The organism is Pelagimonas sp., assembly GCF_050633425.1.
In the GTDB taxonomy this organism is placed as follows: domain Bacteria; phylum Pseudomonadota; class Alphaproteobacteria; order Rhodobacterales; family Rhodobacteraceae; genus Pelagimonas.
The window spans coordinates 64,578-75,846 of sequence record NZ_JBOEGM010000002.1 but is presented as its reverse complement, the minus strand read 5'-3'; the positions used below and the strand labels follow the sequence as shown (position 1 = coordinate 75,846).

The following is an 11,269-nucleotide window of genomic DNA, read 5'->3' as shown; positions in this document are numbered from 1 at the left end:
CAATCACCCCGATCATCTGCGTGCCTCCTTCTCATCGCGGTACATGGACCACAGGAAATAGGCGATGAAGAACAACATGATAAAGAACAGAACAACTGCGATGGCCGAGCCGTACCCCATGCGGAACCCATATTCGCTCAGGGCTTTTTCGAACATGTAGAACGACAAGACGCGGGTTGAGCCGAATGGGCCACCGTTGGTCATGATCGAGATCAGGTCAAAGGACCGCAACGCACCGATGATGGTCACAACAAAGGCGATGAAGGTGGCCGGGCGCAGCTGAGGCAGGATCACATACCACAGCATTTTAATCCCCTTGGCACCATCCAAACGACCGGCTTCGACTTGCTCAGGATCAACCGCGTTTAAACCGGTCAAATACAAGATCATGCAATATGCGGTCTGCGGCCAAAGACCGGCGGCGATAATGCCATAGGTCGCCAAAGTCGGGTCGCCCAACACATTGATTGTGTCCATGCCAAGCGTTGTCAAAACGGCGTTAAGCAAGCCTTCGCGAGGCAAGTAAAACCAAGAGAAAACCAAACCCACAACAACTTGAGAGATCACAAAGGGAAAGAAGAACAGCGATTTGTAAATCCGAATGCCTGTCACCGTCTGGTTCAACAGTAGCGCAATCACAAGCCCCGCTGGAATCGCCAACAAATATAGGACCAGCCACTTTACGTTGTTCCAAAGCGAGATTTCAAAATTGCGGTCGGTCAGAAGCTCTTCGTAGTTGCGTGTCCCGACAAAGGTCGCTTGTCCCAAGCCATCCCACTCGTAAAGCGAGATGTTAAAGCTCTGAAAAATTGGGATGATCACATAGGCCGCGAAAAACAAAATACCCGGCAGCAAGAACAGCAGCGGGGTTATAGTCATACGATTTCGCTTGGCCCAGCTATGGCTTGCTGTGCTCATGTTTTATCCTCCCACGGAACCGGCGAATGCGAAAAATGCGTCATGTCAGGCAACACAGAGCAGCTTGCGAATACGCCAAAAGGATGCGCCCAGCCGCAACAGCAGGGCGCAAAATGTTTTACTTGTAGATACGGCCGCGCGCCGCTTCGAGACGGTTCAGGATGTCCTCAAGGTTATCTGGGAAAACCATGAATTCCTGCAAACCTTCCATGCCAATCGACGCCATTTCCGCCGGGAAATCACGGTCAAAGAACTGAGCGATACCGCCAGTTGCATTATTCGACAGCATGTCAAAACCCTGATTCAGGAACTCGTCATCATCAACCGAAGACGCGGCGTTGACTGGCAGCTGACCAAGGCCATCACCGGCGTTGATTTTGGTCTGAACATCAGCTGAGGTCACATATTGCAAGAAGGCCCGAGCGGCCTCTTTGTTCTGTGCACCGGATGCGATGTGGAATGTGTCAGTCGGGGCATCTTCACCCATTGGCACATCCGCGATTTTGGGGAACTGATAGAAATCAATCTGCTCATCCGTCAGGCCACCATCACGCAAATGAGGCACAGCAAAGTTACCCATCAGGTAGGCGGTTGCTTCACCTTTGACCATGAATGGCAGAGCTTCTTGCCAGCTGTAGGTCTGGTGATCATCAATGAACGCACCCATGTCGATCAGCTTTTGCCAATTGGCGAAAGTTGCACGCACTTCGTCAGACGTCCACGACGCTTCACCAGTGGCCAGCTTCATGTGGAAGTCGAAGCCGTTGGTGCGCATGTTCATGTAGTCGAACCAACCGCCAGCAGTCCAAAGGAACTTGGTGCCGATGGTGTAACATTTACGGCCAGATTCCAGGATCTTTTCGCAGTTGGCGATTTCCTCGTCAAAGGTTGTTGGCTCAGACAGGCCCAGCTCTTTGAAGATATCTTCGCGGTAATAGATGCCCCATTGGTAGTATGTGTACGGAACACCATACTGTTTTCCGTCAAGGGTCATCGCGCCTTTGACAGCGTCCAGACCGGGCAGGTCTCCGTTGTCGTACATGTCCGAGATATCTTCGAACAGGCCAGCTTTGACATAGGGGCCCATACGGTTGGCGGCGTACCAGTTGATCACATCCGGCGGGTTTGCGGTCAACGCATTGCGGATCTGGCTTTTCCAAGCTTCGCGGTCGACAATATCAACTTCGACTTCAAGACCCGGATGCATGGCACCAAAGTCAGCCGCGAGGCCTTCCATGATTGCGCGCGGTGCCGGGTTTGACATGTCCGAAATGATACGCAGTGTGCCGCTTAGCTCGGCCATCGCCGGCGTCACGAGTGCGGTCGACAGGGCCAGTGCGCCTGCAACCGAAGCGAATTTCTTAAGCATGGTGTCCTCCCAATTGCTTTGTGTTGGTGTTCGTTACTTGGTTCCAAATAATGAAACATGTTTCCAACTATTGAAACTATGTCGGATTCGGGTTAGGACTGTCAACACTCTCGTTAAGTGCTGTAAACGAGAGGGCGGGAGGAGACGCATATGAACAGCCAAGTAAACCCGAAGGCATCCGCAGACGGAACCGTCGGTAAGGCATTGGAAGTGTTGGACATGGTCGCGGCCAAGGGGCGACCGGTGCGCTTTGGTGAACTCCTGAGCGAGTCTGTGCACCCCAAAGCCACACTGTATCGCTTGGTTCAAACCCTCACCAATCAAGGCATGTTGGCCTACGACGAAGCGCATCAAACCTATACGCCGGGGTTGAGGCTTGTTCGTTTGGCCCATGCGGCTTGGCAGCAAAGTTCGCTTGCGCCGATCGCGCGCCCCTTCCTTGATGACCTGTCACGCGAAGTCGGTGAGACGATCCATCTCGCGCAATTGGACGAGGGACAAGTTCTCTATGTCGACAAAAGAAACGCCCTAAAACCAATCGAAATGTTTTCTGCAGCGGGCAAAGTTGGCCCCGGATATTGCACCGGGGTTGGAAAAGCGATGATTGCGCATCTTGATGACGAAACCCGCGAAGCCGCCATCAACCGCCAGTCTTTTTATGTCCATACGCCGGGAACCATTGCTGATGCAGACGCGTTTCGCGCAGAGCTAGAGATCATTCGCGCCGAGGGCATCGCCTTTGACCGCGAAGAGCATGAACCCGGAATCATTTGTATTTCCGCCCCAATTCTTGGCACCACGGGACGTGTCCTTGGTGCGCTATCGATCACCACATCGACGCAAGTCAAATCGCTGGAAGAACTGACAACATTGCGTCCAGCGCTCACTCAAACCGCCCAAAAGATTGCGGAGGCTGCTGAATCCTGGCAGTTCCCTGCGTAAATTCAAGGAGACCACAATGTCTGGCGTCACGCTAAATAACGCTGTGAAGAAGTACGGCGATACGCAGGTCATCCACAATGTGGATCTGCAGATCGAAGAAGGTGAATTCTGCGTTTTTGTCGGGCCTTCGGGCTGCGGAAAATCAACACTTTTGCGCATGATCGCCGGACTAGAAGAGACCACAAGCGGCCAAATCAACATTGGCGCACGTGATGTGACGCAAATGGATGCAGCGGATCGCGGTGTCGCCATGGTTTTCCAGACCTACGCGCTCTATCCGCATATGACGGTCGAAGAGAACATGGGCTTTGGTCTCAAGATGAACAAAGTACCCAAAGCCGAGATCAAAGCCAAAGTCGGCGAAGCCAGCCGCATTTTGAAGCTCGACGATTATCTCAAACGCAAACCCAAGGCACTCTCTGGTGGGCAACGCCAGAGGGTCGCGATCGGACGTGCGATTGTGCGCGGCCCCGAAGTGTTTTTGTTTGACGAGCCATTGTCCAACCTTGATGCCGAATTGCGTGTCGACATGCGGGTGGAAATCGCGCGATTGCACAAAGAAATCGGCGCAACAATGATCTATGTAACCCACGATCAGGTCGAAGCCATGACTTTGGCCGATAAGATTGTGGTGTTGCGTGCTGGTGTCATCGAACAAGTCGGATCGCCCATGGAGCTTTATAAAAACCCTGACAATCGTTTTGTCGCCGGGTTTATTGGTTCGCCTGCGATGAACTTTCTACGTGGTGTCGTAGAGGGGGGAAAAGTGCGCTTGCTTGATCTCAACCGCACCATTGAAGCGGATGTATCGCTCCCTGCAGAAGGGAAACCTGTTCTGGTCGGCGTACGGCCGCAGCACTTGGAAATCTCCGAAGCGGGCGATGACCTGAAACTGGATATTCGCGAGCGTTTGGGTGGGGTTGCCTATGACTATCTGCTGACAGAAGGCGGCGAGAAAATCACCGTTGAAACGGATAGCGATGAGGAAATCGCCGAAGGCTCCAAGGTCACAATCGAATTTGCACTCGAAAACACCATGTTTTTTGACGGCGAAACAGAACAACGATTGCGGTGACATTTACGCAACGACGGTTTGGGCCTCGCGATTGGCCCAAACCCTACGGATCGCGCGGGTCACTTGGCCAAATGACGTTCCGCCCAGTCCGATATGTAAGCGTGATGGGCCGACCAATCCGCCCAAGTGACCCGCGCCCATTCTCTGATCTTGGCTAAATGTTCCGCCCCACCTGCATGTGGCACAACATCGGACACCGTCATTTGATAGGATGACGGCGGTTCCAAGCACCGCAAGCTGTGTTTGAAACGGCCCAACCCTAACATGACATCGTTGGTTTCCTTGGGCTGCATCTGACGCCCCAGCTGGAGGTACAAACGTGCCAAATGCAACCGCGTTGAATTGACCTGTGCACGATGCTGATCCACTCCTCCATGTTGAACCGCGAAACAATCGACGGTCAACCGATGCGTCGGCAACAATGCTGTATCGCTATACTCTAAAGCAAGAATCGTTGTGAACGCGTGAAAGCATGCCGACGACGACAACATGTAGGAATGCGTTGGCCCATCCATATCGGGCAACACGGCCCCACAGCCGACGCAGGCGCTTTTCTGGACATTCATTTCGATGTTCTCCGGCTCGTATATCGGTAGAGAATGCGTCAGAAAGCGCTAAAATCAATCTCTGTATCTTTGTCCAAGCGCCCTGAAACTTCGGGCAACGGGTATTTCAAACCGGTTGCACAATTCCACAGCACGGCGCGATCACTGTCCTTGATCTGCCCCGCCGCAAGGGCCTGTTTATACGCCACCGCCGTTGCCGCCCCTTCGGGACACAATAACAGCCCTTCTGTCGCCGCGATGGCATCCCGCATCTCCATGATGTCGTCATCGGGAACGGCGATGGCGAAACCGCCTGACTCGCGCACGGCGCGGATGATCAGAAAATCGCCGACTGCAATCGGAACCCGGATGCCCGCCGCCACAGTATGCGCGTTTGCCCACAATGGCGCATGTTCTTCCCCGTCTTCCCATGCCTTTACAATCGGTGCGCATCCTGTCGCCTGAACCGCGACCATGCGCGGCATCGGCCCGTCGATCCAGCCCATGGCCTTCAATTCAGCAAACGCTTTCCACATTCCGATCAATCCGGTTCCACCGCCCGTCGGATAGAAAATCACATCCGGCAATTCCCAGCCAAGCTGTTCTGCAAGCTCAAGCCCCATCGTTTTCTTGCCTTCGATCCGATAGGGTTCTTTGAGCGTCGATATATCAAACCATCCGACGCTTTCCTTGCCCTGGCCAACGATCTTGCCGCAGTCGTTGATCAACCCGTTGACCAAATAGGTGTCACCACCCTGTGATTGAATTTCGCGAATATTGATATCGGGGGTATCGGACGGGCACAGAACGGTCGATTTCATTCCCGCGCGCCCGGCATAAGCCGCCATGGCTGCGCCCGCATTGCCGTTTGTCGGTATCGCCAAGTGTTCAATCCCGAACTCCTTGGCCATGGACACCGCCAGACAGAGGCCCCGTGCTTTGAATGATCCGGTCGGCAAACGCCCTTCATCTTTGACCAAAACATTGCCCGGTTGCGCCCCCAAATGATGCGCACTTCGTTCAAGCGGAACAATCGGAGTCATCACTTCGCCCAATGAAACGCGGTTTTCAGCGGCTTCAACCGGCAGGAAATCTGAGTAACGCCAAAACCCCGGAGCCGCTGAGCGCGCCAGGTCTTCTTTGCTCAGCGCCTTTTTCATCGCGTCCAAATCGTAGCGCACAAGCAGGGGGCGGCCCGCCTCGGACAAGCCATGCACCTGCCCTGCTGGATAGATTTTTCCAGTCAGAGAACACTCCAGATGGGTGACGTAGCTCATTGCGCGGTCCTTTCGATGGGCCTTGGTTGGGTATTTTGGCGACGCTAGGGGGCCAAGCCGCCGCTCCGCAAGCGGGGACCCCCCGTTAAAGAAAACACAAATCGGCGATTAACCGGGGGCAAAACGGCTATTGGACTAAGGGCCAATACTTTTGCGCTAGATGCGAACGCGTCGACATGCCATTCAATAGGGGAAATGACTGGTCTCAGGAACAAATCGCAGGTTTTACGCTGGCTGAAATTGCTGGCCGTTGCGGCATTCTTGACCCCTTCAACCACGCAAGCCGACCAGATAACAGTCTTTGCTGCGGCAAGTTTGAAGAATGCTCTGGATGAGGTTGCCGAAGGGTTTGATGCCACGGCGGGTCATAGCACAACGCTGTCATATGCGGGGTCTTCGGTTTTGGCCCGGCAAATTGAGCTTGGTGCCCCGGCGGATGTCTTTATCTCGGCCAATCCTAATTGGGTGGGTTATTTGCAAGATCGGCGTGCAGTTTTACCCGAGACGCGGGTGGAATTGCTTGGCAATCAACTGGTTTTGATTTCACATCAAGCCCAACCCCCTGTGGATTGGGAAAGTTTGACCCTGCCCGACCTTTTGGGCGACGGGCATCTGGCAATGGCGTTGGTGCAGTCTGTTCCAGCAGGTATTTACGGCAAAGCGGCCTTGGAGACACTAGGCCAATGGGAAGACGTCGCCCCACAGGTCGCTCAAATGGATAATGTACGTGCCGCCCTTTCGCTTGTCGCACTGGGCGAGGCCCCGTTTGGCATTGTCTATGCAACGGATGCCAAAGCCGATCCGCGCGTACATGTTGTTGCCGACATTCCAACCAACAGTCACCCCGCTATTCATTATCCCGCCGTCGCAATCCACGATGGGGACGCAGCAGCGCAGTTTTTGAACTATATCCAAGGGCCAAATGCCCGAAGCGTTTTTGAGCGGCACGGGTTCACCGTGTCAGCGGAGTAGCGACATGGAGTGGTTAAGCCCCGAAGAATGGAGCGCCGTTGCCCTATCTTTGCGCGTATCCCTATGGGCCACATTGGCGGCATTGCCGTTTGGACTATTCATCGCTTATGCACTGGCCCGATGGGAATTTCCGGGACGGCAAATTGTCAATGGCTTGGTACACCTGCCATTGATCCTCCCCCCGGTTGTCACGGGGTATTTGCTCCTCCTGACTTTTGGAATTCGTGGCCCGGTTGGATCCATTTTGCACGAGATGGGCATCACCTTGGCCTTCCGCTGGACCGGCGCAGCCCTTGCAGCAGCAATTATGGGGTTCCCACTGATGGTTCGGGCGATGCGCTTGTCTATTGAAGCCGTCGATCCAAAATTGGAGCAGGCCGCCGCAACGCTGGGAGCGTCCCGATTTTGGGTCTTTGTCACCGTGACTTTGCCGCTTATTTTACCGGGAGTTTTGGCCGGCTCCATCTTGGCCTTCGCCAAAGCCATGGGCGAATTTGGCGCAACGATCACGTTTGTTTCGAACATTCCGGGGCAAACTCAAACGCTGCCATCCGCCATCTATGCGTTTTTGCAAGTGCCCGGCGGTGAAGCATCAGCCCTACGCCTTGTGATCATTTCGGTTGGGGTGGCTCTTGGCGCATTGATCGTGTCGGAAATTCTGGCGCAACGCATGGCGCAAAGGATTGGCACCAAATGAGCCTGTCCGTTTCCATGCAACATAACCTGGGAGAGACGAATTTTAGCCTAAAATTCGACGCACCGGATGGGTTAACGGTGCTTTTCGGACGTTCTGGTTCTGGCAAGACCACTATCATCAATGCCGTCGCAGGCCTGTTACATCCAGATCAAGGCCGCATTGAAGTTGACGGACGGATTTTATTCGACAGTGAAACATCGACCAACCTGCCGATCCACAAACGCCGCTTAGGCTATGTCTTTCAAGAAGCGCGGTTGTTTCCACACCTATCGGTTCAGCAAAACCTCACTTTTGGTCGATGGTTTGCACCGCGCCACGCGCGCAAGGAAAGCCTATCGCGCGTGGTCGACATGTTGGGTATCGGCGATCTGCTGGAGCGCAGGCCAAACGCCCTATCTGGAGGAGAAAAACAGCGGGTCGCCATTGGGCGGGCTTTGCTTGCTAGCCCTGATTTGATCCTTGCGGATGAGCCTTTGGCCGCACTTGATGACGCGCGCAAAGCTGAGATATTGCCGTATTTCGAGACCCTGCGCGATGAAGCGCAAGTTCCGATATTGTATGTCAGCCACTCGGCCGTTGAAGTCGCGCGATTGGCGACGACCGTTGTCGCCTTGCAAGACGGACGCGTCGCCCGTCAAGGCAGCGCCACCGACGTCTTAAGTGATCCGACCTTTACCCCGACCGGTGTCAGAGCTGCCGGGGCCATCCTCGAAGCTGTGATCAAGACCCATCATAAGGATGGTTTGAGCGAGTTATCAGCCGGCGGTATCGCTTTGTTCTTACCAAAGCTGCCAAAGCCTATTGGCACGCGCGTGCGGGTTCGCATTGCCGCGCAGGATGTGATTTTGTCGCGATCACGCCCAGACGGCCTTTCGGCGCTCAATATTCTGCCGGGCACAATTGACGCAATCCGCTCGGGCGAAGGCCCCGGAGTAATCGTATCACTGACGACACCCGCCGGAAAAGTCCTAGCCCGGATCACCAGACGATCCGCCGACGCAATGGGTTTGGGCCAAGGCACCCCCTGTCACGCCGTTGTTAAAACAGTTTCGGTCGCCCCGCAGGACGTCGGCGGCGCTTAGCCTTTGAGCTCTTGTGCCTTGCGCCCCAAGTCGCGCGCCGCTTTTGCGAACAGCAGAACGTCAACACCCGTCCCCACAAAGGTCGCGCCCAAATCAATGTAACGTTTTGCGGCCTCCAGATCGGTAGTTAAAATGCCCGCTGCCTTGCCGGACGCAAGAATTTTGGCCAGTGTTTCGGCAATGATCGCCTCGACTTCCGGGTGGCCAGCTTGCCCCAAATACCCAAGATCCGCAGCAAGATCAGCGGGGCCGACAAAGATCGCATCAATATGATCAAGCTTCAGAATGTCATCTAGTGCGGCCAATCCGTTGCGGTTCTCAATCTGCAAAATCAGGCACATCTGATCGTCGGCCGTGGTGGCGTAATTCTCAATCGCGTCAAATCCAGATGACCGCGCCAGCGCAGCGCCAACACCGCGCGTGCCACGGGGCGGGTATTGCACTGCGCGGACCATTTCTTGGGCTTGCTCGGCGCTCTCGACCATGGGCACTAAAACTGATTGCGCCCCAACTTCCAGAACTTGTTTGATCAAAGCAACATCGCCAACCGGCACGCGCACAACGGCGTGGGATGGGGATGGATCAATCACCTGCAATTGCCCCATAATTGAGCGCAGATCGTTGGGGGCATGTTCGCCATCCACCAGCAGCCAATCAAACCCCGCCGTGCCCATGATTTCGGCGGCATAGCTATTGGCAAGCCCGACCCAACACCCGACTTGCACTTGTTTATTGGCAAGCGCCAGTTTGAGCGGGTTCACGGGTGCAGGCATAACGGTCTCCTAGGCGATATTGTGTTCGGCGGTGCGGACGGCCTAATTCGGCGACAATCCGCCCCCCGGCGGGCATTCATGTCTGTGCTTTCAAATAGTCCCGGATATTTCCGGTTTTGGGCGACAGAGCCGGATCAATGTCGCGCATTTCCAGAGAAATCGCCAGAGAGTGATTTTCCATAAACTCCGATAAATAGGCCTGCGCCGCTTCAAACAAGACTTTCACGGCGTCTTCTTTGACATTCATCGGACGGCCAGCACGAAGACGCACAGAGATATCGACAAAACCGTGCTCCGGGTTCCCATCTGCGATGGCATAGTGATCGACCCGCAACGCCCGGACACGCACACCTGCGGTTGGAAAGGTATCAAGACTAGCAGCTGCACTGCGCACCACTTCGCAAAGCCCTGAAATGTCGACATGGGTTTCGATGTTGCCAGAATAATCGATGTGGAAATGTGGCATCATGCGCCCTTTACATGTTAAGTTTAAAAAAGTCCTAGCGACACCCGCCTAGCAGCGTCAAACCCTTTCTTAACATGATAATAAATTTTCCCATAGTGATGACCGCTTTCGGTTGTTACAAAAGCGGGACTAGAATAATTAAACATATGGGAAATATTGACCTTTAAGGTTGAATGATGCGACCAAGAGGCAGACGGTAGGGACTATGAAACCAAATTTCCTTGTCACACATTCGGGCGGATTTCATGCCGACGAACTTTGTTCCAGTGTTATTCTGACGGGCCTGTTTCCAGGTGCCCAAATCGTCCGCAGTCGCGCTCAGGAATGGATAACACCTTCTGATGACAGGGTCATTTACGACGTTGGCGGTACGTACAACCCGGATCTTCACGTCTTTGACCATCATCAGCGCAATGCCCCTATGAGGCCCACTGGCCAGCCATTTAGCTCTTTTGGATTGATTTGGTCGCATTTTGGCAAAGCGTATTTAACCCAACGGGGGGTCATTGAGGAACATCTTGAAGATGTATTCACCAACCTCGACCAGAGCTTTGTTCTACCGATCGATTTATTGGACAACGGCGCGATTGACCCGTCTACGGCGGGCCAGCTATCGGCCCTTACGCTGCCAAATTTGCTTGAAACGCTGAAGCCCGTGTTCGACACGAAAACCGTCGATGCAGAAGATATCGCTTTCGGCGAAGCACTAAAAATTGCGCGGGTCCTGATTGAAGCCCAAGTCGAACAACAGTCTGCACGGCTACGCGCAGAAGCAATCGTGACACAAGCGGTCAGCGCAACTGGTTCTTCCAAAGTGTTGGAATTGCCAAGGGGTATGCCATTCTATTCCGCAGTCAGGAAAGCAAACGCAGAGCATCTGCTCTTTGTTGTCCACCCAAGAGGACAGGGAGACTGGACGCTGGGCGGTATACGCCTGACTGACGACGGTTTTGATCTCAGAGCCGATTTGCCTCGTGAATGGGCCGGCTTGACGAATGAAAACCTAGAAAACGCGTGCGGGGTCAGAGGCGCAACCTTCTGCCATAACGGGCGATTTATTGCAGCCGCCAAGAGCCGCGAAGCTATCCTGCAAATGGCAGCATTAGCGGTGGAAGACGCCGAAAATAGAAGTCAGCAACTCCAAGGCTAAAGC

The 11,269-nt window shown here is 54.2% G+C and carries 12 protein-coding genes; 6 read left to right on the top strand and 6 right to left on the bottom strand.

Annotated features, from left to right (window positions below; genetic code table 11):
* Positions 1–12: 12 nt before the first annotated feature.
* Both ACRBB0_RS00340 and ACRBB0_RS00335 read right to left on the bottom strand, forming a co-directional pair.
* Positions 13–918: a carbohydrate ABC transporter permease gene (locus tag ACRBB0_RS00340; RefSeq protein WP_431372392.1), complete on the bottom strand. Its 906-nt coding sequence runs from the start codon at positions 916–918 to the stop codon at positions 13–15.
* 118 nt (positions 919–1,036) lie between these two features.
* Positions 1,037–2,287, bottom strand: coding sequence for an ABC transporter substrate-binding protein (locus ACRBB0_RS00335; RefSeq protein ID WP_431372391.1), 1,251 nt, complete (start codon positions 2,285–2,287; stop codon positions 1,037–1,039).
* A gap of 150 nt (positions 2,288–2,437) precedes the next feature.
* On the opposite strand from ACRBB0_RS00335, the gene ACRBB0_RS00330 reads away from it, so the two are divergent.
* Both ACRBB0_RS00330 and ACRBB0_RS00325 read left to right on the top strand, forming a co-directional pair.
* On the top strand, positions 2,438–3,229 hold the full coding sequence (locus tag ACRBB0_RS00330) for an IclR family transcriptional regulator (protein ID WP_431372390.1): 792 nt from the start codon (positions 2,438–2,440) through the stop codon (positions 3,227–3,229).
* A gap of 16 nt (positions 3,230–3,245) precedes the next feature.
* The gene (locus ACRBB0_RS00325) at positions 3,246–4,304 is read left to right on the top strand and encodes an ABC transporter ATP-binding protein (RefSeq protein WP_431372389.1); all 1,059 of its coding nucleotides are present in this window, start codon (positions 3,246–3,248) and stop codon (positions 4,302–4,304) included.
* Between the two features lie 59 nt (positions 4,305–4,363).
* Here ACRBB0_RS00325 and ACRBB0_RS00320 read toward each other — a convergent pair whose 3' ends face one another.
* Both ACRBB0_RS00320 and ACRBB0_RS00315 read right to left on the bottom strand, forming a co-directional pair.
* Positions 4,364–4,870, bottom strand: a complete 507-nt coding sequence (locus ACRBB0_RS00320; RefSeq protein WP_431372388.1) for a DUF5946 family protein — start codon at positions 4,868–4,870, stop codon at positions 4,364–4,366.
* Between the two features lie 38 nt (positions 4,871–4,908).
* Complete coding sequence (locus ACRBB0_RS00315) at positions 4,909–6,126, bottom strand: threonine synthase (protein ID WP_431372387.1); 1,218 nt, start codon at positions 6,124–6,126, stop codon at positions 4,909–4,911.
* A 195-nt stretch (positions 6,127–6,321) separates the two neighbouring features.
* Between ACRBB0_RS00315 and modA the strand changes: the two genes are divergently transcribed.
* From modA to modC, 3 genes are read left to right on the top strand one after another with little or no spacing between them, the layout of a single operon-like run.
* Positions 6,322–7,098, top strand: a complete 777-nt coding sequence (gene modA, locus ACRBB0_RS00310) for a molybdate ABC transporter substrate-binding protein (RefSeq protein ID WP_431372386.1) — start codon at positions 6,322–6,324, stop codon at positions 7,096–7,098.
* A gap of 4 nt (positions 7,099–7,102) precedes the next feature.
* The gene (gene modB, locus ACRBB0_RS00305) at positions 7,103–7,795 is read left to right on the top strand and encodes a molybdate ABC transporter permease subunit (protein WP_431372385.1); all 693 of its coding nucleotides are present in this window, start codon (positions 7,103–7,105) and stop codon (positions 7,793–7,795) included.
* The gene (gene modC / locus ACRBB0_RS00300; RefSeq protein WP_431372384.1) at positions 7,792–8,877 is read left to right on the top strand and encodes a molybdenum ABC transporter ATP-binding protein; all 1,086 of its coding nucleotides are present in this window, start codon (positions 7,792–7,794) and stop codon (positions 8,875–8,877) included. Before modB ends, modC begins: the two co-directional genes overlap by 4 nt.
* On the opposite strand, the gene ACRBB0_RS00295 is transcribed toward modC, so the two are convergent.
* Both ACRBB0_RS00295 and ACRBB0_RS00290 read right to left on the bottom strand, forming a co-directional pair.
* A complete protein-coding gene (locus tag ACRBB0_RS00295) occupies positions 8,874–9,650 on the bottom strand; it encodes an aldolase/citrate lyase family protein (RefSeq protein WP_431372383.1) in 777 nt (258 codons plus the stop codon). The genes modC and ACRBB0_RS00295 overlap by 4 nt on opposite strands.
* Positions 9,651–9,726: 76 nt before the next feature.
* A complete protein-coding gene (locus ACRBB0_RS00290) occupies positions 9,727–10,116 on the bottom strand; it encodes a 5-carboxymethyl-2-hydroxymuconate Delta-isomerase (RefSeq protein ID WP_431372382.1) in 390 nt (129 codons plus the stop codon).
* 205 nt (positions 10,117–10,321) lie between these two features.
* Between ACRBB0_RS00290 and ACRBB0_RS00285 the strand changes: the two genes are divergently transcribed.
* A complete protein-coding gene (locus ACRBB0_RS00285) occupies positions 10,322–11,266 on the top strand; it encodes an MYG1 family protein (RefSeq protein WP_431372381.1) in 945 nt (314 codons plus the stop codon).
* The last annotated feature ends 3 nt before the right edge of the window (positions 11,267–11,269 follow it).